The following is a 26,412-nucleotide window of genomic DNA, read 5'->3' as shown; positions in this document are numbered from 1 at the left end:
TGATGCTTGCCCTGGCGGCGCTGTTGATCGCCGCGCCGACGCTCGCGGCACCCCCGGCGGCGCTGTTCACCGACCCGCCGCATGACGCAGCTCACCCGGCGCGGATGGAGGTGCTGCATGTCCCCGTCGGCGGGGTCGAGATCGTCGCGGTCGCTTACCTTGCCTCGGGGGCGGGACCGCATCCGACGCTGGTGCTGTGCCACGGCTGGCCCGGCAACGAGAAGAACCTCGACCTCGCCCAGGCCGTGCGGCGTGCCGGGTGGAACGCCGTGACCTTCAACTACCGCGGCTCATGGGGCAGCCCGGGGCAGTTCCACTTCGCCCAGAACCCCGAGGATACGGCGGCGGTGCTAGCCTACCTACGCGTGCCGGGGAACGCCACCAAGCTCGGCATCGACCCGCGCCGGATCGCGCTGGAGGGGCACAGCATGGGCGGCTGGGTGACCGTATTGGTCGCGGCCAAGGACCCGCTGCTGATCGGCGCGGCGCTGGTCTCGATGGCCAACATGGGGAACCTCGGCAAGATGCCGCGCGACCGGCTGCTCGGCTTCACCGGCGGCGAGACCGAGACGCTGGTGACGACGCCCGCCGCGATGGCGGACGAGCTCACCGCCAACGCCGCGGCATTCGACGTCGGGGCGGCAGCACCCGGGCTGGCGCGGTTGCCGCTGCTGGTGGTGACCTCCGACGACGGTCTGCTGGGCGATGCCAACGCGCTGGTCGCCGGTGTCCGCAAGGCCGGAGGGACGCAGGTCACCGAGCGGCACTTCGCGACCGACCACAGCTACTCGGACAGCCGCATCGCGCTCGAGACCGCGGTGCTCCAGTGGCTGGCGACGTTGCGCTAGCGGTCGCGCAGCGCTGCCAGCGCCTCGGGCGTGTCGACATCGGCGAGGATGCCGGGGTCGTCGACTGGTACGAACGTGACGCCTATGCGGGGTATTAGCGAACGAGCGCCGGTGTCGCCGGTGAGCGCGACGAGGGCGGGCCAGTGGTCGCGGCCCCAGCCGACCGGGTTCCCGCGTTGGCCATCATACTCAGGAATAACAACGGCTTGTGGTGACAGAAGCGCTGCGCCGAGGGCGCTGAGGGTGGCAGGCTGGACCAGTGGCATGTCGCCGAGCAGGACCAGCACCGCATCCCATTCGGCGGGCGCTGCGGCGAGGCCGGCGCGCAGCGAGGCGGACATGCCCTCCGCATAGTCCGCTGCTACGACGAAGGTTGCGGTACGTTCGCCGACCGCGGCGCGGACCTCGTCGGCGCGGTCGCCGAGCACGACCAGCGGCGGCCCGAGGCCAGCGGCGGTGACCGCGTCGACGACGTGCGCGACGACGGGCTTGCCATGCAGGTCGGCGGTGAGCTTGCTCGGGCCGCCCATGCGCCGACCAAGCCCAGCGGCAAGGATCAGCGCGCCAACCTTCACGGCAGGCGAGCGCGGGGTTCAGCTCCGGCAAGCAGCCCGCCGACGCCCATGCCCGCGATCCCCGCGCCGTCAACCGGTAGGCCCGCCACCAGCCGTTCCAACACCCAGTCGAAGCCGTTGCGCTTCGGGCTCCGCGCGCACCCCGGCAGGCCGATGACGACGCGGTCGCCGATGCGCCCGAGGCACAGCAGGTTTCCCGGGTCGACGGGCATGCCGAGCCGCTCGACGACACCGCCGGCAGCAACGATCGCGGCGGGGACGACATCGCGGCGGTCGACGGTGGCGGAGGCTCCGGCGACCAGCGTGATGCGGGCTACGGTCGGGGCGGCAAGGCGTTCGGTGAGGGCGGCGACGGCGTGGCCGCAGGTTTCGCTGTGCCCGGTGACCGCGCCGAGCGACGCCAGCCGCGCGCTGGTGACGGCGAGCGTCTTGGCGTGCGCCTTGCCGCTCTGGCCGGGCAGCACGGTCTGGATCAGGTCGACGACCACCGCCTCGAAGACCGCGACGCCGAGCGGACGGACCAAGGCGAGCGCCGCATCGAGCGCCGGTCCCGGTACGGCATAGGGAATGATCTTGACCGTCGCGACGATGTCACCCGCCGCGACCCGCGCGAAGGCGGGCAGGGTGCCCAGTGTGATGCCCTCGTCGACGCCGTTGAGCGCATCGACCGCGGGCGCTTCGACCAGGAACACCCCGGCCGCCGTTGCGGCGAGGTTGACCCGACCGTGCGCGGGGTCGAGCGCGACGATGTTTCCTCCCGCAAGCACTTTGCCGAGCCGGGCCGCGGCGACGGCTTCCTCGACATCGCCCGCGTCGAGGCGCGCGACGGTCAGCGCCGCGAGTCCAGACGCCACCGCGAGGGCGAGGTCGTCGTCGGAAAGTATTCGCCCCTTGGCCCAGCGCGCGCCGCCGACCGTCTGCCCGTGGGCGAGCAGCGCGCCGGCTGCCTGCGCCACGTGAACGCTCGCGAACCTCAAGCCTTGCCCCGCCAAGCCGCGACCATCTGCGCCGCGACCGACAGCGCGATCTCGGCCGGGCCGCTGGCACCGATGTCGAGTCCGGCAGGGCCGTGGATGCGGGCCAGCGCGGCGTCGTCGAAACCCATCGCGCGGAGCCGCTCGAGCCGCCCGGCATGGTTCTTCCGGCTGCCGAGCGCGGCGATGTAGAAGGCGTCCGAGCGCAGCGCCGCCGCCAGCGCGACATCGTCGAGCTTGGGATCGTGGGTCAGCGCGACGACCGCGCTGGCGCGGTTGGGTTGCCACTCCGCCAACGCCTCGTCGGGCCAGCGGTCGTCGATGGCGACGCCCTCGAAACGCGGCCCGGCGGCGAACAGCCCGCGCGGGTCGATGACGGTGGCGTCGTAGCCGACCAGCCGTGCGAGCGGCACGAGGGCCTGCGCGATGTGGACTGCGCCGACGATCGCGAGGCGCAGCGGCGGCGGGTAGAGGCGCACGAAATCGCCCGTGTCGCCGATGCTGGTGACGCCGCTGGCGAGGTCTGTGGCCAGGGTCAGCGTCGTGCCACTAGCGCGGGCCTCGGCGAGCGCGGCAATGAGTGCGGGCGGGAACACGCCCTCCGCCACCGCCTGCACGAGCACCGCGATCTTGCCCCCGCAGGCCAGCCCGACCTCCCACGCGCGGGTGTCCGCGACGCCGTAGTCGAGGCGGGTCCAGCCGGCGCTGTTCGAGGGTCCGGCTGAAGAGCCGTCCGGGGCGATCAGCGCCAGCGCCTCGGAGATGACCTCGCCCTCGACGCAGCCGCCGCTGACCGAGCCCTCGAACAGCCCGTCGTCGCGGACCACGAGGTGTGCGCCCTTGGCGCGGGGTGCGGAGCCCCAGGTCTCGATGACGGTGGCGATGGCGACGCCGTGCCCGGCCGCGAGCCACGCCTGCGCCGCACCAAGCAGCATGCCGAGATCGTCGGTGTCGCTCACAGCAATTGCCACGCGAGGACCATCGCCACGACGATAACGAGGACAGTGCCCCAGACGAGCGGCGGGACCCCGCCGCGTGCCGCCTCGACCGCGGGCAGCGCCTGCGGGTCGGCGGCGGTCTCGGTCAGGTTGGCGGACACGCTGCCGCCCTCGGTCATTCCGGTGTCGGCCAGTCCGGCCTCGGCCGCGCCGCTCGCGAGGCCCGAGTCGCCCGCCCCGCCGGCAAATTCGGCGACCGCGGCGGACTCGGCCGGCCCCTCGACCTCGGCCTTGAAACGCGTGAAGAAGGTCGCGGCATAGCCCTTGGCGGTGCCTTCGATGAGCCGGCTGCCGAGCTGCGCCAGCTTGCCGCCGACGCTCGAAGTCACCGCGTAGGTGAGCAGCGTGTCCGCGCCATCTGCGGTCAGCACGACCTCGGCCTGGCCCTTGGCGAAGCCCGCGACGCCGCCCTTGCCCTCGCCGACCAGGACATAGCGGTGCGGCGGATCGGGCTCGGTCACGGTGACTCCGCCCGCGAATGTAGCGCGCACCGGGCCGACCTTTGCATTCATCTTGCCGTCGAAACGAACCTGCCCGTCGGCGTCGGTCGTGCGCTCGAGCGTCTCGACGCCCTCGATGCAACGGGCCAGGACGGCGGGATCATTGAGCGCCGTCCAGACCGCTTCGCGCGGCGCAGCGATTCGGGTTTCGCCTTTTAATTCCACGGCTTGACTCCAAATCGGGATAGGCAGTCGCGATGCCCGAAGCACGAATAGAACGCCTGACCGGCTGCTTGCAACAACATGGTTTCGTCATACCCCGTTCATGTGCTACGAAAGTTGACTTGGTGGGTCGCGTGGGGGGCCGTGTGACCGAAAATAGCGTACTGGTTGGCGACTTGAGCGAGACCGAAGACGGGGGGACGCCCGAGCCGCAGGCGCGTGGCGTGGTCAAGTGGTTCGACGCCGTGCGCGGCTATGGGTTCATCGTCCCCGACGACGCCGACGGCGACATCCTCATCCATTTTACCGTCGTCCGCGAGATCGGCCGGCGCAGCCTGCCCGAAGGCGCGACGCTGACCTGCACGATCCTGCAGCGCGACCGCGGGCGCCAAGCCAAGGCAATCATCGACCTCGACCTGTCGACCGCCATCGGTCCCGATCCCGAGACGGCGCTGGCGCGTACCGCCGGCCGCGTCGACCCGGTGGCACTGCTGTCGAGTGCCGGCGACCTCGAGCCGGTCACCGTCAAGTGGTTCAACCGCCTCAAGGGTTATGGCTTCGTCGTCCGTGACGGCGGCGACCAGGACATCTTCGTCCACATGGAGACGGTGCGCCGTGCCGGCCTGCTCGAACTCGAGCCCGGGCAATTGCTCGAAGCGCGCATCGCGCCCGGCCAGAAGGGGCCGCTCGCCGTCGTGCTGCAGGAGCGTGGCAGTGGTCGCCGCAGCGCCGACGAGGCAGGAAAGCGCGACCAAGCCAGCGATGTTGGCATTGACGACGGGCCGAGCGGCGGCGACACGGTGGAATGGCTCGCACAACCTCCGGCTTGAAACTCCTCGCGGCAGCGCTGCTGCTGGCCCTGCTCCCGGTCGCACAGGTGGCGGCGCTACCGATCGTCGCGCCACAAGCGGAATTGCCGCGCACCAAGCTCCGCCTCGACACCAGCAGCGGCCGCCACAATTATTCGGTGGAGATCGCCGCGAGCCCCGAACAGCAGGAGCGCGGGCTGATGTTCCGCACCGCGATGGCGGCGAACCAGGGCATGATCTTCCCGTTCGCACCGCCGCGGCCTGCGAGTTTCTGGATGGAGAACACCATCCTGCCGCTCGATATCGTCTTTATCGGTGCCGATTCGCGCGTGCTCAACGTCGCGGCCGATGCCAAGCCCTATTCCCGGGACCTGATACAGTCGTCGGGCGCGGCGGCGGCGGTGCTCGAACTCAATGCCGGCGAGGCCGCGAAGATCGGGCTCAAGCCCGGCGACGCGGTCCGCTACAAGCTGCCCGGCTGAGCGTCCAACTGATGCCAGTCGAGCGCCACCCTTGCGCCCGCCGCCGCGACGCGCTCTAAGCCGCGCGCTATGAAGCTGCTGTCGATGCTCTTTACGTGGTGGAACGGTCCCGGGCTGGGAACGCTCATCGCGACGCGCCGCACGGGCACGGAAGTCGGCCGTGATTCCCAGGGCAACGTCTATTACGGCTCGAAGGCCGGCCACCGCTGGGTGATCTACAACGGCACCCCGGAGGCGAGCCGGGTGCCGCCCGAATGGTATTTGTGGCTCCATAAGACCATCGACACGCTGCCGTCGGAACTGCCGATCAAGCCGCGGGTCTGGGAAAAGCCGTGGGTGCCCAACCTGACCGGTACGGCTGCGGCGCATGCGCCCTCGGGCAGCCTCGCCGTCACCGCCAAGCGGGCGAAGGCGACGGGCGATTACGAAGCCTGGAGCCCCGAATAAATGCGTGCCTTGCTCAAGGATAACGTCGTCGAGGCGCTGGTCGGCCTGCTCGTTCTGATCGTCGCGGTCGGCTTCGTGGTGTTCGCCTACCAGCGCACCGGGCAGGGCCCCGACGGCGGCTACACGATCGCGGCGCGCTTCCCGAACGTCACCGGGGTCAACACCGGCACCGACGTCCGTGTCTCGGGAATGAAGGTCGGCAGCGTCACCGGGCAGCGCCTCGATGCCAAGACCTTCCAGGCCGTGCTCCAGCTGTCGATCGACCCGGCGATCAAGCTGCCGATCGACTCGAGTGCGGCGATCACCAGCGAGGGCATTCTCGGCGGCAGCTACATCTCGCTGATGCCCGGCGGCGACCCCAAGACGCTCAAGGCCGGCGACGAGATCGACGACACGCAGGGCGCGACCGACCTGATGGGTCTGATCGGCGGCTACATCAACCGTTCGGGCAGCGGCGACAGCACCAAGGCACCCGCCGGAGCGGCTGCTCCCGGCGCGGCGCCGCCCCCGGCGCAATGATCATCATGCTGGCGCTCGCGGTCGGTGCCGCGGTGCCGGTCGCGCCGGCTACGGCCGCGGTTCCCCGCAAGGCCATCGCTCCTGCCGCCAAGCCGGTGCCGGTCGTCCCGCTCGCCGGCACCACCCCGATGGCCGAGCGGGTCGTCGCCTTCGCCGCGCTCAACAAGCGCAATGGCCGCACCGAGTCGTTCACGGCGCACCCGGGTCAAACGGTGAGCTTCGATACGCTGACCATCCGGGTCCGGGCCTGCGAGACGACGCCGCCGTGGGAAGCGACCTTGACCGGCGCATTCCTGCAGATCGACGAGACGCAGCGCACCGCGACCCGCCGGCTGTATTCGGGCTGGATGTTCGCGGAGAGCCCGTCGCTCCATCCGCTCGAGCACGCGCTCTACGACGTCTGGGTCAAGAGCTGCACGATGAGCTTTCCGGCCACCGGCCCGGACACCGTCGCGGCGGGAAAAGCAGCGGCCGGCGATGGCAAGCCCGCCAAGCCCTCGAGCGCGAAGAAGTCGCCGGGGACCGAGATCGCCCCCGCCAACTGAACCCGGTAGGCAGCGCGCGGCACCTCGATCGCACCGAGCCCGGCCAGGTGCCCGGTCAGGAACTGCGTATCGAGCAGCCGGAAACCGCCGACGCCGAGCCGCGCTACCAGGTGCGCCAGTGCGACCTTCGAGGCATCGCGGACCCGGCTGAACATGCTCTCGCCGAAGAACGCCGCGCCCAGCTTGACCCCGTACAGCCCACCGACCAGCTCGCCGTCGATCCAGCATTCGACCGAATGCGCGTTGCCGCGCGCGTGCAGCACCGCGTAGGCGTCGAGGATAGTGCCGTTGATCCAGCTGTCCTCGCGCCCCGGCGCGGCGGCGGCACAGGCGCGCATAATGCCGGGGAAGTCGGTGTCGACGGTGACCTCGAAACGGTCCTGCCGTACCGTCTTGGCGAGACTCCGCGACAGATGGAAGCCACCCAGCGGGATGATGCCGCGCAGTCGCGGCTCGACCCAGTAGACGTCCTCGGCTTCGACGCTGTCGGCCATCGGGAACGCGCCGATGCGGTAGGCGTGGAGCAGCAGGTCGGGGTCGAGCCGGCGGCTCACGCGGCGGTGTGCGGGGCGAAATTTCGGTGCATCGTTCTCATCTCGACCTGAATGTTCACCGAATCGGTGTTCACATCAGCTTAGCTTGGCGAGGTGAGCCACACCAAATTGCGGATTGCGTACGTCCCGGACCCCATTGTCATCCCGGGCTTGACCCGGGACCCAGCTGACTCCGGAGTCCGAGCGCTGGGTTGAGCTGGGTCCCGGGTCAAGCCCGAGATGACAATGGGAGTGGGGGTGAGGATCACCTCACGCCCCGGTGCGGAAGGCGTTGGTGATCGGGTAGCGGCGGTCGCGGCCGAAGTTGCGGCGGCCGATCTTGACGCCTGGCGGGGCCTGCCGGCGCTTGTACTCGGCAACATACAGCAGCCGCTCGATGCGGGTCACCAGCGCCGCGTCGAAGCCCTTGGCCACCAGGTCGCCGGCGGACAACTCGTCCTCGACCAGCCCGAGCAGTACCGCGTCGAGCACGTCGTACGGCGGCAGGCTGTCGTCGTCGCGCTGGTTGTCGCGCAGCTCGGCGGTCGGCGGCTTGTCGATCACCCGTTGCGGCATCACCGGCCCCGACGGCCCCATGCCGAGGCACGGCTTGTGCGCATTGCGCCACTCCGACAGCTTGAACACCGTGGTCTTGTAGACGTCCTTCAGGACCGAATAGCCGCCCGCCATGTCGCCGTAGATCGTCGCATAGCCGACCGACATTTCACTCTTGTTGCCGGTGGTCAGCAGCATCGGCCCGAACTTGTTCGACAGCGCCATCAGGCTGAGGCCGCGGATGCGCGACTGGATGTTCTCCTCCGCCAGATCGCGCGGCCGGCCCTCGAACAGCGGCGCAAGCATGTCGTCGAAGGCCGCCATCGCGGGTGCGATCGGCAGGTCGTCGAGCCGGCACCCAAGCAGGCGCGCGCACTCGGCCGCATCGTCCAGGCTGTCCTGCGCGGTGAAGCGAGACGGCATCATCACGCAGCGCACGCGGTCGGCCCCGAGCGCATCGACCGCGACCGCCGCCGACAGCGCCGAGTCGATGCCGCCCGACAGCCCGAGCACGACACCGGGGAAGCGGTTGCGGTTCACATAATCGCGCAGGCCGACGAGCATCGCGTGATAGATGTCCGCGGGGTCGTCGTCGCCGGGGGTCAGGGTGCCGGGGGCGCAGGACCAGCCGTGGTGGCTGCGGCTCCATTGGGTGGCGACGACGGTCTCGTCCCAGTCGGGCAGCCGCCACATCGGCTTGCGGTCGGCGTTGAGGACGAAGCTCGCGCCGTCGAAGACCAGTTCGTCCTGCCCGCCGACGCGGTTCAGGTAGATCATCGGCATACCCGCCTCGCCGACCCGCGAGGCCGCGAGGCTGAGCCGCCGGTCGTCCTTGCCGAGTTCGAAGGGCGAGCCATTGGGGACAATCAGCATCTCCGCGCCGGTCTCGGCGAGGCACTCGGTGACGTCGGGAAACCAGATGTCCTCGCACACCGCGACGCCCAGCCGCACGTGGCGGAACACCAGCGGGCCGGGCAGGGGGCCGGGCTCGAAGATGCGCTTCTCGTCGAAGGTGCCGTAGTTGGGCAGCTCGTGCTTGCGGGTGATGCCGACAATGCGCCCGTGATCGAGCAGGGCGGCGGCGTTGTACAATTTGCCGTCCTCCGCGATCGGCAGCCCGACCAGCAGCCCGGGGCCGCCGTCGCCGGTGGCTGCGGCGAGCCGGTCGAGCTGTTCGCGGCAGGCGGTGACCAGCGCCGGTTTGAGCACGAGGTCCTCGGGCGGATAGCCGACGATCGACAGTTCGGGCGTGACCAGCAGGTCGGCATCCGGGAGCGTCGCGCGGGCGGCGAGGATCGCATCGGAGTTCACGACGAGGTCGCCCACGCTGGCGTTCAACTGGGCGAGGCCGATGGTCAGGCGGTCGGTCATGCGAGCGGGTTTAGGCGGGCGCGAGGGCCGCGTCACCACTTTCTCCCCTCCCTCTCCCTGGTCGCCAAGCGGCGACCGTCCCTCCCCCTCAAGGGGGGAGGGTAGAATGCATGCCCTCCCCCTAGCCTCCCGCACCGACCCGCCCCACATCCCGACCAACCAAAGGAGGCCTCGATGCTCAGCTACCGCCCATCCGCCGCGCGCGGCCACGCCAACCACGGCTGGCTCGACAGCTTCCACACGTTCAGCTTCGCCGACTACCACGACCCCGCGCGCATGAACTTCCGCGCGCTCAGGGTGATCAACGAGGACCGCATCGCCGGCGGCGGTGGCTTCCCGACCCACGCCCACCAGGACATGGAGATCGTCACGTACCTCGTCGACGGCGCACTCGAGCACAAGGATTCGACCGGCACCGGCGCGGTCATCCTGCCCGGCGATGCGCAGCGCATGAGCGCCGGCACCGGCATCCGGCATTCGGAGGCGAATGCCAGCAAGACGGCGCCGGCGCACCTGCTGCAGATCTGGCTGATGCCGTCCAGGACCGGGATCGCGCCGGGCTACGAGCAGGTGACCTTGCCCAAGGTCGTGCAGGGCGACAGCCGCCTCGACCTCGTCGCCAGTCCCGAGGGCGGGCCTGAGGCGGTCAAGATCACCAGCGACGCCGCGATCCACCGCGCCACGCTGGCGGCCGAAGGCAAGCTGGACGTGCCGCTCGCGGCCGGGCGCTATGCCTGGGTGCAGGCGGTCAAGGGCAACGCGGTCGTCAACGGCCAGTCGATGGCGCCGGGCGATGGGCTCGCGCTCAGCGACGTCTCCGGCCTGACCATGGCCAGCGACGAGGGCGCCGAGCTGCTGGTGTTCGACCTCGGGTGACGGACAGGCGCGGCGACGTATTCCCTCGACGGCTGTCGCCGCGCCGCTATGACCCGGGACTGATGCTTCTCCGACTGACGATCCTCGCCAGCCTGACCGCCATGCTCGGCTGGGCGGGGACCGCCGTGCCAGCGCTGGCGGGCACCGACGACCCGCGCCACCTGATGCCGACCGAGCGGCCCCGCGTCACCAACGGCCCGGCGTGTGGAGACTCTGCCCCGGCAGGCCCGCTGACGCTGCCCGATCTCGTCGACCTCGCGTTGTGCCGCAACCCCGCCACCGCGGTCGCCTGGGCCAGCGTGCGCAGCGCCGCGGCCGGGGTCGGCATCGCCCGCGCCGCCGAACTGCCGACGCTGAGCGCCAACATCGGCCCGACGCTGAGCCGCACCGACTATTTCCGCAACCAGAGCGTCCTGATCGCGCCGGGCCAGGAGTTCTTCGCGTCGGGCAGCTCGACCGATCTTGGGTCGACCGCCAACCTCGCGCTCGACTGGCTGATCTTCGACTTCGGCGGGCGGCGCGCGCGCATCGACGCGGCGCGCGCCAACCAGGCGGCCGCGCTCGCCAGCTTCGCCGATACCGCCCAAACCGTCGCGCTGAACACCGTCACCGCCTACAATTCGGTCAACGCCAACCGCGCCTCGGTGACCGCCGCCGAGGCGAGCGTGGCGTTCGCCAAGCAGTCGTTCGATGTTGCCCGGGGTCGTGAAGTCGCGGGCGTTGCTACCCCATCCGACCGGCTCCAGGCGCAAAGCTCGCTGTCGCAGGCCGAGCTCACCCTGGTGCAGGCGCAAGGCAACCTTCGTACCAGCGACGGGCAATTGTCGACCACCGTCGGGCTGCCGCCATCGACCGGGCTCGACCTCGCACCGCCGCCGCCGCTCGGGTCGAGTGACCTGCTCAAGACCGACGTCGATACGCTGATCCGCGACGCCGAGAAATTGCGCCCCGACATCCTGACCCAGCGCGCGCAGGTCGACGTCGCCGCCGCCAACGTCCGCGCCGCGCGCTCGGACCTGCGCCCGACGGTCGGGGCCAGCGCTCAGAACGGCGTCAGCTATGCGGCGTCGGACACCGACCGGAACACCGCGAGCGTCGGCCTGACGCTGTCGATCCCGTTGTTCAACGGCTACGCGCGCACCTACCAGGTGACGCAGGCCAAGGCCGAGCTCGACCGCGCGAGCGCCGTCGCCGAGCAGACCCGCCAGAACGCCGGGCTCGACGTGTTCAGTAACTACACCGCGCTCGACACCGCGATCCGCAGCCTGGCGACGGCGCGCGACCTGATCGCCAGCGCCACCGCCGCCGCCGACATCGCGCAGGGCCGCTACAAGGCCGGGGTCGGGACGTTCACCGACCTGCTCAACGCGCAAAGCCAGCTCGCCAGTGCGCGGCAGCAGCTGGTGCAGGCCGACTTCAACGTCCGCACCGCGCAGGCGCAACTGGCCCGCTCGATCGGCGGCATCGGCGAGAATGTCGACAGCATGAGGACGGGTCGATGAGACTGCCGCGGATCAAGAAGCGCTGGATCTTCCTCGCGGTCGTCGTGCTCGCCGTCGCGGCGTGGCTGATCTACCGCCAGACCCACAAGCCGATACCGGGGTCGCAGTACAAGACCGCCGCGGTCACGCAGGGCGACCTGAGCGACGTCATCACCGCCAACGGCATCCTCAACCCGGTCCGCGTCATCAGCGTCGGCACCCAGGTCTCGGGCACGGTCGCGGAGCTTCACGCCGACTTCAACAGTCGCGTCGTCGAGGGCCAGCTGCTGCTCAAGCTCGACCCGTCGGTCTACGCCGCCCGGCTCGCGGCGAGCGAGGCGGCGCTGGCCAACGTCCGCGCTACCGCGGCGCTCAACGCAGCCAACGCGCGCCGTTCGAATGAGCTGTTCAAGCAGAACTACATCAGCCGGCAGGATTATGAGACCGCGCAGGCGAGCGCCTCGAGCAGCGCCGCGCAGGTCCTCGCCGCCGAGGCGCAGATCAAGCAGGACCGCACCAACCTGGGGTACACGATCATCCGGTCACCGGTGACCGGTGTCGTCATCGCGCGCTCGGTCGACCTCGGGCAGACCGTCGCGGCTAGTTTCTCGACGCCGGAGCTGTTCCGGATCGCCCGCGACCTGACCAAGATGCAGATCGAGGCCGCGGTCGCCGAGGCCGACGTGTCCAAGGTCCGGATCGGGCAGGCGGTCACCTTCACCGTCGACGCCTACGGCCAGCGCAACTTCACCGGCACCGTCGCGCAGATCCGTCTCAACCCGACGACCCAGCAGAACGTCGTGACCTACACCGTTATCGTCAGCGTCGCGAACCCCGACGGCGCGCTGCTGCCGGGCATGACCGCCAACGCCTCGTTCCTGGTCTCGAAGCACGCCAACGCGCTGCTGCTGCCCAACGCCGCGCTCAGCTGGAAGCCCGCCGACTATGTGCCGGCGAAGCGCGCGCGGGGCGCGGTAACCGACCCGGCGATGCTGACGGTGTTCCGCCTGACCAAGGCCGAGCCCGAGGCCGTCCGCATCAAGATCGGCGCGTCGGACCAGGACAACAGCGAGATCGTCTCGGGGCCCCTCAAGGCCGGCGACCTGATGATCACCGGCGACACGTCGAAGGACAAGAAGGGCGGCTTCGGGCCTCCTGGCACCGGCGGCAACAAGAAATGACGCCAAGCCCGGCGCAACCGGTCCTGTCGCTCGACCGGGTGGTCAAGGACTATGCCAGCGAGGCGGGCACGTTCCGGGCGCTGCACGGCGTCAGCATGGACGTCCACAAGGGCGAGCTGATGGCGATCATGGGGCCGTCGGGGTCGGGCAAGTCGACGCTGATGAACATCATCGGCTGCCTCGATTCGGCGACCGGCGGCACCTACCGCTTCGAGGGGCAGGACACCGCGACGCTCGGCGAGAGCGCGCTGGCGCGCCTGCGGAACAAGGGCATCGGCTTCATCTTCCAGCAGTTCAACCTGCTGCCGCGCCTGACGGCGCTCGGCAACGTGGCGCTGCCATTGGTCTATTCGGGCGCCTCGAAGCGCGACCGCGACGAGCGCGCGCAGGCGCTGCTGGCCTCGGTCGGCCTCGGCGACAAGCCCCGCTCGCGCCCCTCGCAGCTCAGCGGCGGCCAGCAGCAGCGCGTCGCCGTGGCGCGGGCGCTGGCCAACCACCCCGACCTGCTGCTGGCGGACGAGCCGACCGGCGCGCTCGACACCAAGACCGGGGTCGAGGTGCTCGGGCTGTTCAAGACCCTCAACCGCGAGCAGGGCGTGACCGTGGTCATCGTCACCCACGATCCCGAGGTCGCGCGCGCCACCGACCGCGTCGTCCGCATCCAGGACGGGCTGGTGTTCTACGACGGCCCGCCGACCGAGGCCGCACTGTACGGGCACGGGCCGGAGGTGGTGGACACCCCTACCCCCTCCCCTTCAGGGGAGGGGCGCGGAGAGACGGCGCTCCTTGGCGCCGGCCCCGGGGGTGGGCCCTTCGTCGCAAGCTCCAACGTCGATGCACTCGCGGAAGCCCCCACCCCGGGGCCGGCTGCGCCGTCTCTCCGACCCTCCCCTGAAGGGAAGGGTGGCCGCTCATGATCCCCGCGATGCTCGCCGAGGCGTGGTCCGCGCTCGTCGCCAACCGCCTGCGCTCGGCGCTCACCATGCTCGGCATGATCATCGGCGTCGCGGCGGTGATCCTGATGCTGGCGATCGGCGGCGGCGTGCAGAAGCAGGTCGCGGACTCGATCGCCGGGCTGGGCTCGAACATGCTGATCGTCACCGCGGGGTCGGGCAAGTCGGGCGGCTTCATGGGCGGCGCGGGGACGGGCGCGACGCTGCGTCTCGACGATGCGGACGCGATCAGCCGCCTCGACAACGTCGTCGCCGCGGCGCCTTCGACGCAGATCCCGGCGCAGGTCGTCGCTGGCCCGGCGAACTGGGCGACCACGGTCACCGGCGCGCCGCCGTCGTGGTTCATCGTCCAGGACTGGCGGCCGGTGCAGGGGCGCGCGTTCTCGGACATGGAGGAGCGCGCCGCCGCCCGCGTCGCGCTGATCGGCCAGTCGGTCGCCGACAACCTGTTCGGCGCGAACGACCCTATGGGGCAGAGCGTCCGCATCAAGGGCACCAGTTTCTCGGTCATCGGCATCATGGCCAAGCGCGGGCAAGGGTTCGGCGGAATGGACCGCGACGACATCATCGTGGTGCCGCTGACCACCGCGCTGCGCCAGCTCCAAGGCAACGCCTTCCGCCGCTCGATCCGGACCATCGCAGTCGGGGTCGACGCGTCCGAGAACCTCGATGCGGTGCAGGACAACATTGCCACGCTGCTGCGCCGGACGCACCGCCTCGACCCCGGCACCGTCGACGATTTCACCGTCACCAACCTGACCGCGGTCACCGACACGCTGTCGACGACGACCGCGGCGATCTCCGCGCTGCTCGCCGCGATCGGCTCGATCAGCCTGATCGTGGGTGGCATCGGCATCATGAACATCATGCTGGTCTCGGTCACCGAGCGCACCCGCGAGATCGGCATCCGGATGGCGATCGGCGCGAGCCGGGCGGCGGTCCGCCTGCAGTTCCTGCTCGAGGCGCTGATGCTGTCGCTGCTCGGCTGCTCGGTCGGGGTCGGGCTGGGGACGCTCGGCGCCAATGTCGCGAGCGGGCTGATCGGCTTCGACACGTCGGTGACTTTGTTCGCGGTGCTGGTCGCGTTCGGGGTGTCGGCGACGATCGGGGTATTCTTCGGCTGGTACCCGGCGACGCGCGCGGCAAAGCTCAGTCCGATCGAGGCGCTGCGAAGCTAGCCCTTCTACCCTCCCCCCCCGAGGGGGGAGGGTAGCAAGTCAGCCTCGCATCGCCCCGTACGCGGCCAACGCCCGCGCCCGCGCCACGGCGTGATCGACCAGCGGCGGCGGATAGCCCTTCGCCCCGCCGCGCTCCCACGGCGCATGGATCGCCTCGTCCGACAGCCCGCGCAACTCCGGCACCCACTCGCGGATGTACGCCGCTGCCTCGAACTTGGCGCTCTGCCCGACCGGCGCGAAGATGCGGTTGAACGGCGAGCTGTCGACGCCCGACCCCATGATCCACTGCCACCCGAGCGAGTTGTTGCCGAGGTCGGCGTCGACCAGCGTGTCCCAGAACCACTCGGCACCGCGCCGCCAGTCGACCAGCAAGTGCTTCACCAGGAACGACGCGGCGATCATCCGCACCCGGTTGTGCATCCAGCCGGTCGCCCACAACTGCCGCATCCCGGCATCGACGACCGGGTAGCCGGTGCGGCCGTGCTGCCACGCTTTCAGCTCGTCGGGGGCGTCGCGGAAGGCGAAGCCCTCGAACTGCGCGCGGCCGTGGGCGACGTGATAGTCGGGCCGGCTGTCGATCAGCCCGGTGGCGAAGTCGCGCCAGCCGATCTCGCGGCGATACGAGTCCGAGTCTGGGACCGCGTGCCAGACCGCGGCGGGCGAGACCTCGCCGAAGTGCAGGTGCGGGGACAGGCGCGAACTGCCAGCCTCGGCGGGGTAGTTGCGGGCGCGCTCGTAGTCGCGGGCCTTGGCGGCAAAGGCGGCGAGCGCGGCCTGCGCCCCCGCCTCACCCGGGGTCCAGACGTCGAAGCCGCCGGACCAGTCGGGCCTGGTCGGCAGCAGGTCCCAATCCGCGAGCGCATCGCCCGCCGGAGCCTCGGCCAACGCCAGCGCTTCAGGAGCGGGCAGCGGCTCCGGCGGCGGCATGCGTTGCTTGAGGGCGTTCCAGAACGGCGTGAAGATCTTGTAGGGCGAGCCGCCGCCGCTCCGCACCGTGCCCGGCGGGCTGAGGAAGTTGCCGTCGTGGAGGACGAGTTCCGCGGCGCTTGCGACCTCCTCCTGCTGGATCCGCGCCCACGGTTCGTAGTGCCACAGCGCGTGGACCGCGCCTGCCCCGGTGGCGCGCGCAAGCTCCGACAGCACCGTTCCCGCCCGCCCGCGCAGCAGGAGCAGCCGCGCGCCCTTCGCCTTAAGGTCGGCATCGAGGGCCGCAAGGCTGTGGTGTAGCCACCAGCGTTGCGCCCCACCGATCCGCCACGCGCCCGGCGTCTCGTCGTCAAGCACATAGACCGGGATCACCGGCCCGCGCCGTGCCGCCGCCGCGACCGCCGCCTGGTCGGCAAGGCGGAGGTCCTGTCGGAACCAGATGATCTGCGGCTCTGGGGTCGGGGCTGGCATTCGGCGGCCTTGCGGTGAGGGTGGCAACACGGTCTAACCCCCGTGCAACGCCGCCGCCCGGGGGAAAGATGCCGCGTCTCGCCTATGTCGATGGTCGCATGGTGCCGCTGGCGGACGCGCGCGTCTCGATCGAGGACCGCGGCTACCAGTTCGCCGATGCGGTCTACGAGGTCGGCGCGGTGCTGAACGGCCGCCTGCTCGACTGGCCACAGCATCTCGCGCGCCTGACCCGCAACCTGTCGGCGCTCAACATCCCCGCCCCGATGAGCGCCGCCGCGTTCGACCTGCAGGCGCGCCGGCTGATCGTACACAACCGCGCGACCGAGGCGCTGCTGTACATCCAGGTGTCGCGCGGGGCCGGGCGCCGCGACCATGCCATCGCCGCCGGCCTGCGCCCGACCCTGGTGATGACCGTCCGCGCCTTCGACTTCGCGGGACGCGTCGCGCTGCAGGCCAGGGGCGTCGCGGTATTGAGCGTGCCCGACCAGCGCTGGGGCCGATGCGACATCAAGACGGTCGGGCTGCTCCCCAACGTCCTCGCCAAGGCGGCGGCGAAGGCGGCGGGGGCGTTCGAGGCGTGGCTCGTCGACGAGGCTGAGGTCGTCGCCGAGGGCGGCTCGACCAACGCCTGGATCGTGGCTGGCGGCACCCTCGTCACGCACCCGCTGAGTGCGCGCATCCTGCCCGGCGTGATGCGCGCGACGACGATCCGGCTCGCGCGGGACCTGCAGCTGCGGGTCGAGGAGCGGCCGTTCACGCTCGCCGAGGCGCACGCCGCCGACGAGGCGTTCCTGACCTCGACGAGCGCGCCCGTCGTCGGCGTCGTCGCGCTCGATGGGAAGCCGATCGCAAGCGGCAAGCCCGGCCCGATCACCCGCCGCTTGTCCGCTGCGCTGTGGACCGAGATCGCGCACCAGACAGGCTATCGCCCGCCCGGCCTTCCGGCGTAGCATCCCGTCCATGAGAACCGCGATCATCGGCGCCGGCTGCTCGGGCTTCACCACCGCCAAGCGGCTGCAGGACGAGGGGCTGGAGTTCGACTGGTACGAGGCGTCGGACCGGATCGGCGGCAACTGGGCCTACGCCAACCCCAATGGCATGAGCTCGGCCTACCAGTCGCTGCACATCGACACGTCCAAGACCCGCCTGCAGTTCGAGGACTATTCGGTCCCCGCCGACTGGCCCGACTTCCCGCACCACAGCCTGATCGCAAAGTATTTCAACGACTACGTCGACCACTTCGGCCTGCGCCCGCTGATCCGCTTCGAGACGCCAGTGACCAGTGTCGCGCGCCGGGACGACGGCCGCTGGGACGTGACGTCGAAGCTCGGCACCGAGGCGTATGACGCGGTCGTCGTCGCCAACGGTCACCACTGGTCACCCAACCGCCCCGAATGGCCGGGCCGGTTCGACGGCACCGTCATCCACGCCCACGACTACCGCACCCCGACCGACCCGGTCGACATGACCGGCAAGCGCGTCGTCGTCGTCGGCCTCGGCAACAGCGCCGTCGACATCGCCGCCGAGCTTGCCCAGCGCACGGTCACCGAGCGGCTGTTCGTGTCGGCGCGGCGCGGCGTCTGGGTGCTGCCCAAGATGCTCGGCGGCCGCCCGATCGACAAGACGCCGCTGCCCGCGTGGATCCCGCCGAAGCTGGCGCGCAAGCTCGCGGCTGGCGCTGTCCGCCGCGCCGTCGGCAACATGACCGACTACGGGCTGCCAGAGCCCGACCACGCGCCGCTCCACGCCCACCCGACCGTATCGGCCGAGTTCCTGCCCCGCTGCGCCGCCGGCGACATCGTCGTGCGGCCCGGGATCGCCGCGCTCGAAGGCCCGAACGTGCGCTTCAGCGACGGCAGCGTCGAGGCGGTCGACGTCATCGTCACCGCCACCGGCTACCGGGTCGAGTTCCCCTTCCTCAGCCCCGAGGATGCCCCCGTCACCGGCAACCATCTGCCGCTGTTCAAGCGCATGGTGCAGCCCGAGCCGGCGCGCCACGGCCTGTGGTTCATGGGGCTGGCGCAGTCGCTGCCGACGCTGGTCAACCTCGCGGAGCAGCAGTCGAAGCTGTTCGTCGCGTGGGCGAGCGGCCAGTACGCGCTGCCCGACGAGGCGACCATGCGCCGCGTCATCGCCAGCGACGAGACGCTCCACCGCGGCCATTATTACGCCAGCCCGCGCCACACCATGCAGCTCGATTTCGGTATCTACGTGCGCGACATCCAGCGTGAGATCGCCAGCGGCGCGACGCGAGTGCAGCGGGTCGCGGCCTGAGGCGGGGTTTGCAATCACGTGTCATCCTGGGCCTGACCCGGGACCCAGCTAACGCAGCGCTCAGACTCCGGGGTTAGCTGGGTCCCGGGTCAAGCCCGGGATGACAATGGGGCCCGGGATGACAAAGGCGGCCGTGCGCCCTTCGCGTGCCCTCAGCCGTGCCCCCGCACCTTCCACCAGAATCTCCCGATCAGCAGCGCCGCCGACACCAGCGACGCGATCACCACACCCAGCACGATACCGTCGACGCCGAGGCCCGCCGTGATCGCAAGCAGGATGCACGCCGGGATCATGACCACGAGATAGCTGAAGAAATGCGTCGCGGTCGGCGCCCAGATGTCGTTCTGTGCGCGCAGCGACTGCGAGCCGACGACCTGCAACCCGTCCGCCACGTAGAACAGGCACGACAGCAGCAGCGCCGACGCGGCCGCGACCCGGATTGCGGGGTCGTGGGTATAGGCAGCGGCGATGGCGTGGTTGCCGAAGCCGACGATGGCGCAGACGATCAGCAGCAGCCCGAACACCGCGCGGAAACCCAGCACCCCGGCGCGGCGAACGCCGACCCGGTCGCCGGCCCCGTAGGCGCGCCCGACGAGCACGCCGGTCGCGGTCGCGAGGCCGAGCGGCAGCATGAAGATCAGCGCGGCGACGTTGACGGTGACCGCCCACGCCGCGACCGCGGTCGCGCCGAGCCAGCCCGCGACGATGGTCATCGCCTGGAACGCGCCCGCCTCGACGAAATAGCTCAACGACGCGGCATAGCCGATGCGGCGCAGCGCGGCCTCGGCACCCCGGTCGCGGCCGTGGCGCTTCAGGACGCCCAGCGACTTGGCCTCGTGCCAGCCGAGGATCGCGACCGCGACCATGATCAGGAACGCGATCCGGCTGATCAAGGTCGCATAGCTCGCCGCCACCGCGCCCTCGACCGCGAACGGCGAGCGGCCCGGCACCAGCCACAGGTTGAGCGCGAGATTGACGACGTTCGACGCCCACATCACCACCGCACCCGGCACCGGACGGCCGTGCGCCTCGAGCCAGAAGATGCCGGCGTCGCCGACCAGGATCGGCAGCAGCGACAGTGCCAGCATGACCAGCACCGGGGTCGCACCGTCGGCGAGGCTGGCTTCGACCCCGACATGGTGGAGGAACCACGGGCCACCCACGATCAGCAGCGCCGCCGCGACAATCCCGATCAGCGCCGAATAGATGAGGCCCCGCCGCAGCACCGCGCCGGTGTCCTCGCGCCGACCCTCGCCGATCGCCTGGCTGGTCAGCACCTGCACGCCCGACAGCAGCCCGATCGAGGTCGTCAGCACGATCCCCGTCGGCGCCCACGCCAGCGCCAGATACCCCAGCTCGACGCCCGAATGCCGCCCGACGACGATGGTATCGACCAGCCCCATCGTCATGATGCCGAGCCGCGACAGCACCACCGGGCCCGCGAGACGCAGCAGCGTGCTCAGCCGGATCGGCAGGTGAAGGGTGGCGGCGGCGGCAGTCACGGGTCGATGTCCTCAAGGCAGCCGGCGTCTCTAGGGGAGGGGGACGCGCCCGGCAACCTGCTCCCCTGCGGACGAGGGACAAGCCGCGATCCACCTTGACAAAACTAACCGAATAGACTAACGAAGAAGGTTGTTATAACCGGTTATTTGAAATGGTAGGCGGCTCAATATGGTTAATAAGCGTCCACATCCTACCATTTGCCCCGCCGCCACCCCTGCGATACGTCACCGCCCACAAGAAATCCTTGCCCAACGACGCCTTGCCGCCGCCGCCTCCTCGACCGTAGATCGCCCGGCCAACTACAGGACGCACCCATGACCAATCCGCTGTTCGAACCGTTCGACCTGAAGGGCCTCCACCTGCCCAACCGCATCGTCATGGCGCCGATGACGCGGAGCTTCTCGCCGAACGGCATCCCGGGCGACAACGTCGCGGCCTACTACCGCCGCCGTGCCGAGGGCGAAGTCGGGCTCATCGTGACCGAAGGCACCGTCGTCGAGCGTCCGGGCTCGGCCAACGATCCCAACTACCCGCACTTCTACGGCGACGCGCTGCCCGGCTGGGGCAAGGTCGTCGAGGAGGTCCACGCCGCGAACGGCCTCGTCGCGCCGCAGCTGTGGCACGTCGGCAGCGCGATCAACCACGCCGGGTCGGACGGCGAGCCGGAGAGCCCGTCGGGCCTGTTCAAGCCCGGCAAGCCGCACGGCAAGGCGATGACCGACAGCGACATCGGCGACACCATCGCCGCCTTTGCCCAGGCCGCCGGCGACGCCAAGCGCCTCGGCTTCGACTCGGTCGAGCTGCACGGCGCGCACGGCTACCTGATCGACCAGTTCTTCTGGGACGGCACCAATGCCCGCGAGGATGACTGGAACGGTGCCGAGCTGCCGCTGCGCGCGCGCTTTGCCGCCGAGATCCTGAAGGCGGTCCGGGTCGCGGTCGGCCCCGACTATCCGGTGATCCTGCGCATCTCGCAGTGGAAGCAGCAGAACTACGATGCCAAGCTCGCCCCCGACCCGAAGGCGCTCGAGGCCTGGCTGCGACCGCTCGCCGATGCCGGTGCCGATGTCTTCCACTGCTCGCAGCGGCGCTTCTGGGAGCCCGAGTTTCCCGACCTCGACGGGGAGGCCGGCCTCAACTTCGCGGGCTGGGTCAAGAAGGTCACCGGCACCCCGACGATCACCGTCGGCTCGGTCGGCCTCGACGGCGAGTTCATCGCGGGCTTCGGCGGCGAGGGCTCCAAGCCAGCCTCGCTCGAGCGCTTGCTGGAGCGTCTCGACAAGGGCGAGTTCGACCTCGTCGCAGTCGGCCGCGCACTGATCGTCGATCCCGACTGGGTCCAGAAGGTCCGCGACGGCCGCGGGGCCGAGCTCCAGGGCTTTGATCGTAGCGCGCTCGCGACCCTGGTTTAAACGCTAGGGGCCGACCGGTTGCCGGGGGCAGGCGGGAGCGCCACAGTGCGCTCATGCCCGCCCCCAAGCCCAAGGACGCCGCGACCCTGCTGATCGTCCGCCGTGACGGACCGGTGCCGCGTGTCCTGATGGGCCAGCGCAGCCGCGGGCACAGCTTCATGCCCGACAAATGGGTGTTCCCCGGCGGGCGCATCCATCCGAGCGACTTCCGTGTGCCGGTGGCGTCGGAGCTTCGCCCCGAGGTCGCAGCGGCGCTGGAGCGCGGCTGCCCCGGCGTGCGTGGCCGGGCGCTGGCGCTGGCGGCGATCCGCGAGACCTTCGAAGAGACCGGGCTGCTCCTCGCCAGGGCCGGGACAACACCGCGCAGCAGCCGGGGTGAGTGGCGCCACTTCCTCGCCACCGGTGCGCTTCCCGACCTCGGCGCCCTCGACTACGTCGCTCGTGCGATCACCCCGCCGGGCCGGACGCGGCGCTTCGATGCCCGCTTCTTCGTCGCCGAGGCAACGGCGCTGGTCGCCCTCGAACCCGGCAGCGGCTCCGGCGAACTCGGCGAGCTGGCGTGGTTCGACTGGGACGAGGCGGCCAAGCTCGACCTGCCGCAGATCACCCGCATGATCCTGGCCGAGGTCGCGGCCCGCTTCGAGACGCCCGGCCGGCCGATCCCCTTCCACCGCTTCATCCGCGGTGCCCACACCTTGCTGGACGCGTAGCGACCCCTGTCGTCCCGAGCTTGACCCGGGACCCAGCTAACCCCGGAGCCCGAGCGCTGGGTTAGCTGGGTCCCGGGTCAAGCCCGGGATGACAACGGGGTTGGCATCGGCCTTCGGATCGAACTGAGCAACGATTCCGCGCCCTGTCCTACGCATCGCCCATCTGGTACAAACGGGATTGCGCTGAACGAACGGCCACTTGATCTTTCTCATCGCTGCAGATCGGACGCTCTCGTGCGCTGCACCTCGTGCCTAGCGCTGGTCCTCGGGCGGTGGCGGCGACTCCGGCGAGTCCTCGCGATCGCGACCCCTGTCACGGTCGCCGCCGGTGACGTTGTCGATGACGCCGCCGACGAGGTCACCCGCCGCGTCGAGGGCATCGACCGCAACCCCGGCCTTGCCGAGCGCGTCGCCGAGATCGTCCTGGAACGTCCGCGGCGGCGGCGCGCGGAGCAGGCCCTCGCGGGTCAGCGCGGCGGTCATGAAGTGCTTCCACAGCCGCGCCGGGATGGTACCGCCGACAACGCTGCCGCCCATCGGCGAGTTGTCGTCGTTGCCGACCCAGACGCCGACCACAAGATCGCCCGCGAAGCCGACGAACAGCGCATCGCGGTGGTTCTGGGTGGTGCCGGTCTTGCCATAGGTGGCGATCGGAAGGGTCGCGTCCTTGCCGGTGCCGCGTGCCACCGCCGACTTGAGGAGTTGCATCATCGGCTCGCGCTCGGGCCATGGGCGCAGCGACTTGACGACACCGCGCAACTTGTCGGCGACACCCTCGCGGGTCGGGTTGCTCAGCCCGATCGGCTTGACCGGATACTCGCCTGCCGCCACCGCTGCGTACGCTGAGGTCAGCTCGATCAAAGGGATGCCCGAGGTGCCGAGCGCCAGCCCCTCGTAGTTCGACAGCGGCACGGTGACGCCGAGCCGACGCGCCTGCGCCCGCACCGCCTCGACCCCGACCTGCTGGACCAATTTGACCGCGGCGATGTTGCTCGACGCCGCGAACGCGGTGACCAGCGGGATCGGGCCGCGGTACTTGCCCTCGTCGTTCTTGGGCTGCCAGTCGCCGATGGTGATCGGCGAGTCGTCGATGATGGTGTTCGGCGTATCCCCGGCATGCAGCGCGGCGAGATAAACGAACAGCTTGAACGAGCTGCCCGGCTGCCGCATCGCCTGCGTCGCACGGTTGAAGCTGGTCGCCTTGTAGTCGGCGCCGCCGACCATCGCGACAACGCGCCCGTCGGGCCGCATCGCGACCAGCGCCGCCTGGGTGACGTTGAGGCCCCGGTACTGGCCCAGCACCTCGCGGACGGCGCGCTCGGCGTCCTTCTGCAGCGCCGGGTCGAGCGTCGTGTTGACCGCGGTGTCGCCGTATTGCGCGACGTCGATCGCGGCCTTGGCTTGCGGCAGCACCCAGTCGGCGAAGTAGGAACCGGTCGGCAGCGCCTCGCGGCCCGGGACGAAGCGCGCCGGCTGGACGTGGCGGACCTGATCGGCGGTCAACGCGCCGTCCTCGACCATCGCCTGCAGGACGACGCGCTCGCGCGCCTGCGCCGCCGCCAGATGGCGCGACGGAGCGAGCGACGATGGTGCCTTGACCAGCCCAGCGAGCATCGCCGCCTGTCCGACGGTCAGCTGCGAGGGCGAGCGATCGAAATAGGTCCGGGCAGCGGCGCGGATGCCGTAGGCGCCCTCGCCGAAATAGACGCTCGACAGGTAGCGCGACAGGATCTCGTCCTTGGTCAGGCGCGACTCGAGGTAGAAGGCGATGATCACCTCCTGCAGCTTGCGCTTGATGCTGCGCTCGGAGCTCAGGAAGCTGGTCTTCGCGAGCTGCTGGGTCAGGGTCGAGCCGCCCTGGCTGACGCCGCCCTTCTCGGCGTTGCGGAACAGCGCGCGCAGGATGCCCTGCGGGTCGATGCCCCAGTGCGAATAGAAGCGCCGGTCCTCGATCGCGATGAGTGCTGCCGGCACGTACTTCGGCAGCTCGGCGATGGTGACCGGCTGCTCCTTGTAGTTGCCGCGTCGTGCGATCGGATTGCCGGCTGCATCCAGGATGACGAGGCTCGGTTCCTTCAGCGGCTCCAGCGCCCGGCCCAGCGGCGCGGTGAAGATCAGCCACAACAAGGTCGCGCCGAAAAGCAGCACGATGACGCCGACGATCGCCAGCCAGTGCCGCCGCACGAAGCCGCGACGCCGCGGTTCCTCGTCGTCGTCCGGGAAGTCGACCAGCGCCGCATCGGTCAGCATGGTCTCAGGCTCGTCCTCGATCTTCCACCGCGTGCCGCAGTTGTCGCACCGCAACCGCCGTCCGGGAACGGCCGCTTCGTCCCCGACGCGGTAGCGCGAGGCGCAACCGGGACAGGTGACGATCATGCGGCGCGCGCGGCCCGGATCATGCCCGCTCGCGGGTCGCGGTGAAGCGCAGCGCGGTCTCGCGCTGGGCGACATAGTTGAGCTCCCACTGGTCGCGGGCCATGAACACCGGCGCGCCGTCGCGGTCCTCGGCCATCGCGCCGCGGTGGTTGTCGATGAACGCCTGGAGGGCCTTGGGCTCGTCCGCACCGACCCAGCGCGCGGTGTCGAACGGCGACGGCTCGATGCCCGCGTCGACCTTGTACTCGGCCTCCAGCCGCGAGATCAGCACCTCGAGCTGGAGCTGCCCGACGACGCCGACGATCCACTGCGAGCCGATCAGCGGCCGGAACAGCTGGGTGACGCCCTCCTCGGCCATGTCGGTGAGCGCGGTCCGCAACTGCTTCGACTTGGTCGGGTCGCCGAGCTTGACCCGGCGCAGGATCTCGGGCGCGAAGTTGGGGATGCCGGTGAAGGTCACGTCCTCACCCTCGACCAGGCTGTCGCCGACCCGCAGCACGCCGTGGTTGGGGATGCCGATGATGTCGCCGGGGAAGGCTTCGTCGGCGATCTCGCGGTCCTGCGCGAAGAAGAAGATCGGCGAGTTGATCGCGATCAGCTTGCCGGTCGAGACCTGCTTCAGCTTCATGCCGCGCCGGAACTTGCCCGAGCACACCCGCATGAAGGCGATGCGGTCGCGGTGCTGCGGGTTCATGTTGGCCTGCACCTTGAACACGAAGCCGGTGACGTCGGGCCGGTCGGGGGTCACCGCGGCGGGCAGCGCGGGCTGCGAGCGCGGCGTCGGCGCATAGTCCGCCAGCGCGTCGATCAGCGCCTCGACGCCGAAGTCCTTGAGCGCCGAGCCGAACACCACCGGCGTGAGCGCGCCCTTGCGGTACAGGTCGATGTCGAGGGTCGCGTAGCCGCCAAGCGCCAGCTCCGCCTGCTCGCGGATGATCGCCGCGCCCTCGTCGCCGACAAGGCCGGGCAGGCGCGCGTCGTCGAGGCCGGTCAGCTGCTCGGTGCGGCCCGCCGCCTTGGTGTCGGTGCCGTCGGGGAGCAGCAACTTGTTGCCGCGCAGGTCCCACAGGCCGCGGAACTGCCCGCCCTGGCCGACCGGCCAGTTCAGCGGCGCGACGTCGAGCGCCAGCATCTCGGCGACCTCGTCGAGCAGCTCGAACGGGTCGCGGCCCTCGCGGTCGACCTTGTTGATGAAGGTGATGATCGGCACGTCGCGGAGCCGGCAGACCTCGAACAATTTGCGGGTTTGCGCCTCGATACCGCGCGCCGCGTCGATGACCATGACCGCGGAGTCGACGGCGGTCAGCGTGCGGTAGGTGTCCTCCGAGAAGTCCTCGTGGCCTGGCGTGTCGAGCAGGTTGTAGGTGACGCCGCCGCGCTCGAAGGTCATCACCGAGCTGGTGACGCTGATGCCGCGCTGCTGCTCGATCTTCATCCAGTCGGAGCGCGCGCGCCGGTTCTGCCCGCGCGCCTTGACGACGCCCGCCAGATGGATGGCGCCGCCGAACAGCAGGAGCTTCTCGGTCAGCGTCGTCTTGCCGGCGTCGGGATGCGAGATGATCGCGAAGGTGCGGCGCGCGTTGGGCGCGGGATTTGCCATGGGGGCTATGTGGCGACGTTTCGGTAGTGGGGCAAGGCTTCCCTCCCCCGCTTGGGGGGAGGGACAGGTTGCTTCGTCGCAACCAGGGAGAGGGCAGGGTGGGGGAATCCCGAGTGAGCGGCCCCCGCCCCTCTCCCCGGCGCGCAAGGGCA

General features: G+C 70.4%; 24 protein-coding genes. 14 read left to right on the top strand and 10 right to left on the bottom strand.

All coding sequences use genetic code 11. From position 1 onward, the window contains the following. Nucleotides 1–2: 2 nt before the first annotated feature. Nucleotides 3–848, top strand: a complete 846-nt coding sequence (locus KX816_16335) for an alpha/beta hydrolase (GenBank protein ID QXQ08627.1) — start codon at nucleotides 3–5, stop codon at nucleotides 846–848. Here KX816_16335 and KX816_16330 read toward each other — a convergent pair. The 4 genes from KX816_16330 to KX816_16315 are packed head-to-tail and all read right to left on the bottom strand — an operon-like array spanning nucleotide 845 to nucleotide 4,060. Then, nucleotides 845–1,423 (bottom strand): nucleotidyltransferase family protein, encoded by a 579-nt coding sequence (locus tag KX816_16330; GenBank protein QXQ05765.1) that lies wholly within the window; start codon nucleotides 1,421–1,423, stop codon nucleotides 845–847. The two genes, KX816_16335 and KX816_16330, sit on opposite strands and share 4 nt — an antisense overlap. Then, nucleotides 1,420–2,400: a molybdopterin-binding protein gene (locus KX816_16325; protein ID QXQ05764.1), complete on the bottom strand. Its 981-nt coding sequence runs from the start codon at nucleotides 2,398–2,400 to the stop codon at nucleotides 1,420–1,422. The genes KX816_16330 and KX816_16325 overlap by 4 nt, the downstream gene beginning before the upstream one ends. Next, nucleotides 2,397–3,332, bottom strand: a complete 936-nt coding sequence (locus KX816_16320; GenBank protein QXQ08626.1) for an XdhC family protein — start codon at nucleotides 3,330–3,332, stop codon at nucleotides 2,397–2,399. The genes KX816_16325 and KX816_16320 overlap by 4 nt, the downstream gene beginning before the upstream one ends. Nucleotides 3,333–3,352: 20 nt before the next feature. After that, a complete protein-coding gene (locus KX816_16315; protein ID QXQ05763.1) occupies nucleotides 3,353–4,060 on the bottom strand; it encodes a carbon monoxide dehydrogenase subunit G in 708 nt (235 codons plus the stop codon). Between the two features lie 32 nt (nucleotides 4,061–4,092). Here KX816_16315 and KX816_16310 point away from each other — a divergent pair, with 32 nt between their 5' ends. From KX816_16310 to mlaD, 4 genes are all read left to right on the top strand, one after another. Further along, entirely contained in the window at nucleotides 4,093–4,887 is a 795-nt protein-coding gene (locus KX816_16310; protein ID QXQ05762.1) for a CspA family cold shock protein, read from the top strand. Further along, a complete protein-coding gene (locus KX816_16305; GenBank protein ID QXQ05761.1) occupies nucleotides 4,863–5,348 on the top strand; it encodes a DUF192 domain-containing protein in 486 nt (161 codons plus the stop codon). The genes KX816_16310 and KX816_16305 overlap by 25 nt, the downstream gene beginning before the upstream one ends. Before the next feature lie 69 nt (nucleotides 5,349–5,417). Next, nucleotides 5,418–5,795 (top strand): NADH:ubiquinone oxidoreductase subunit NDUFA12, encoded by a 378-nt coding sequence (locus tag KX816_16300; GenBank protein ID QXQ05760.1) that lies wholly within the window; start codon nucleotides 5,418–5,420, stop codon nucleotides 5,793–5,795. Next, entirely contained in the window at nucleotides 5,796–6,314 is a 519-nt protein-coding gene (gene mlaD, locus KX816_16295; GenBank protein ID QXQ05759.1) for an outer membrane lipid asymmetry maintenance protein MlaD, read from the top strand. A 391-nt stretch (nucleotides 6,315–6,705) separates the two neighbouring features. Here the strand turns inward: mlaD and aat are convergent, their stop codons facing one another. Both aat and KX816_16285 read right to left on the bottom strand, forming a co-directional pair. After that, the gene (aat, locus tag KX816_16290; GenBank protein ID QXQ05758.1) at nucleotides 6,706–7,413 is read right to left on the bottom strand and encodes a leucyl/phenylalanyl-tRNA--protein transferase; all 708 of its coding nucleotides are present in this window, start codon (nucleotides 7,411–7,413) and stop codon (nucleotides 6,706–6,708) included. Between the two features lie 249 nt (nucleotides 7,414–7,662). Next, complete coding sequence (locus KX816_16285; protein QXQ05757.1) at nucleotides 7,663–9,318, bottom strand: NAD+ synthase; 1,656 nt, start codon at nucleotides 9,316–9,318, stop codon at nucleotides 7,663–7,665. Nucleotides 9,319–9,492: 174 nt separating this feature from the next. On the opposite strand from KX816_16285, the gene KX816_16280 reads away from it, so the two are divergent. The 5 genes from KX816_16280 to KX816_16260 all read left to right on the top strand — a co-directional run bounded on the left by KX816_16280 (nucleotide 9,493) and on the right by KX816_16260 (nucleotide 14,987). Next, on the top strand, nucleotides 9,493–10,194 hold the full coding sequence (locus tag KX816_16280; protein ID QXQ05756.1) for a pirin family protein: 702 nt from the start codon (nucleotides 9,493–9,495) through the stop codon (nucleotides 10,192–10,194). Between the two features lie 62 nt (nucleotides 10,195–10,256). Beyond that, nucleotides 10,257–11,696, top strand: coding sequence for a TolC family protein (locus KX816_16275; protein QXQ05755.1), 1,440 nt, complete (start codon nucleotides 10,257–10,259; stop codon nucleotides 11,694–11,696). Then, on the top strand, nucleotides 11,693–12,856 hold the full coding sequence (locus KX816_16270) for an efflux RND transporter periplasmic adaptor subunit (GenBank protein QXQ05754.1): 1,164 nt from the start codon (nucleotides 11,693–11,695) through the stop codon (nucleotides 12,854–12,856). The genes KX816_16275 and KX816_16270 overlap by 4 nt, the downstream gene beginning before the upstream one ends. Then, nucleotides 12,853–13,773 carry an ABC transporter ATP-binding protein gene (locus tag KX816_16265; GenBank protein ID QXQ05753.1) on the top strand — a complete coding sequence of 307 codons (921 nt, stop codon included), beginning with the start codon at nucleotides 12,853–12,855 and terminating at the stop codon, nucleotides 13,771–13,773. Before KX816_16270 ends, KX816_16265 begins: the two co-directional genes overlap by 4 nt. Next, a complete protein-coding gene (locus tag KX816_16260) occupies nucleotides 13,770–14,987 on the top strand; it encodes an ABC transporter permease (GenBank protein ID QXQ05752.1) in 1,218 nt (405 codons plus the stop codon). Before KX816_16265 ends, KX816_16260 begins: the two co-directional genes overlap by 4 nt. A gap of 39 nt (nucleotides 14,988–15,026) precedes the next feature. Here KX816_16260 and KX816_16255 read toward each other — a convergent pair whose 3' ends face one another. Beyond that, the gene (locus KX816_16255) at nucleotides 15,027–16,385 is read right to left on the bottom strand and encodes a DNA photolyase family protein (protein ID QXQ05751.1); all 1,359 of its coding nucleotides are present in this window, start codon (nucleotides 16,383–16,385) and stop codon (nucleotides 15,027–15,029) included. A 68-nt stretch (nucleotides 16,386–16,453) separates the two neighbouring features. Here KX816_16255 and KX816_16250 point away from each other — a divergent pair, with 68 nt between their 5' ends. Both KX816_16250 and KX816_16245 read left to right on the top strand, forming a co-directional pair. Beyond that, nucleotides 16,454–17,335: a D-amino-acid transaminase gene (locus KX816_16250; protein QXQ05750.1), complete on the top strand. Its 882-nt coding sequence runs from the start codon at nucleotides 16,454–16,456 to the stop codon at nucleotides 17,333–17,335. A gap of 10 nt (nucleotides 17,336–17,345) precedes the next feature. Next, complete coding sequence (locus tag KX816_16245; protein QXQ05749.1) at nucleotides 17,346–18,659, top strand: NAD(P)-binding domain-containing protein; 1,314 nt, start codon at nucleotides 17,346–17,348, stop codon at nucleotides 18,657–18,659. Between the two features lie 152 nt (nucleotides 18,660–18,811). On the opposite strand, the gene KX816_16240 is transcribed toward KX816_16245, so the two are convergent. Further along, entirely contained in the window at nucleotides 18,812–20,161 is a 1,350-nt protein-coding gene (locus KX816_16240) for an MATE family efflux transporter (GenBank protein ID QXQ05748.1), read from the bottom strand. A gap of 315 nt (nucleotides 20,162–20,476) precedes the next feature. Between KX816_16240 and KX816_16235 the strand changes: the two genes are divergently transcribed. Together KX816_16235 and KX816_16230 are read left to right on the top strand one after the other, a co-directional pair. Next, on the top strand, nucleotides 20,477–21,574 hold the full coding sequence (locus tag KX816_16235) for an NADH:flavin oxidoreductase (protein ID QXQ05747.1): 1,098 nt from the start codon (nucleotides 20,477–20,479) through the stop codon (nucleotides 21,572–21,574). A 53-nt stretch (nucleotides 21,575–21,627) separates the two neighbouring features. Beyond that, complete coding sequence (locus KX816_16230) at nucleotides 21,628–22,284, top strand: NUDIX hydrolase (protein QXQ05746.1); 657 nt, start codon at nucleotides 21,628–21,630, stop codon at nucleotides 22,282–22,284. 252 nt (nucleotides 22,285–22,536) lie between these two features. Here KX816_16230 and KX816_16225 read toward each other — a convergent pair whose 3' ends face one another. Beyond that, the gene (locus tag KX816_16225; protein QXQ05745.1) at nucleotides 22,537–24,660 is read right to left on the bottom strand and encodes a zinc-ribbon domain-containing protein; all 2,124 of its coding nucleotides are present in this window, start codon (nucleotides 24,658–24,660) and stop codon (nucleotides 22,537–22,539) included. Nucleotides 24,661–24,679: 19 nt separating this feature from the next. Then, nucleotides 24,680–26,260 (bottom strand): peptide chain release factor 3, encoded by a 1,581-nt coding sequence (locus KX816_16220; protein ID QXQ05744.1) that lies wholly within the window; start codon nucleotides 26,258–26,260, stop codon nucleotides 24,680–24,682. Nucleotides 26,261–26,412: the final 152 nt, after the last annotated feature.

Source organism: Sphingosinicellaceae bacterium (assembly GCA_019285715.1).
Lineage (GTDB): Bacteria > Pseudomonadota > Alphaproteobacteria > Sphingomonadales > Sphingomonadaceae > Glacieibacterium.
Note: the sequence above shows the minus strand (reverse complement) of the source record. Positions and strands in the feature narration are given on the sequence as shown.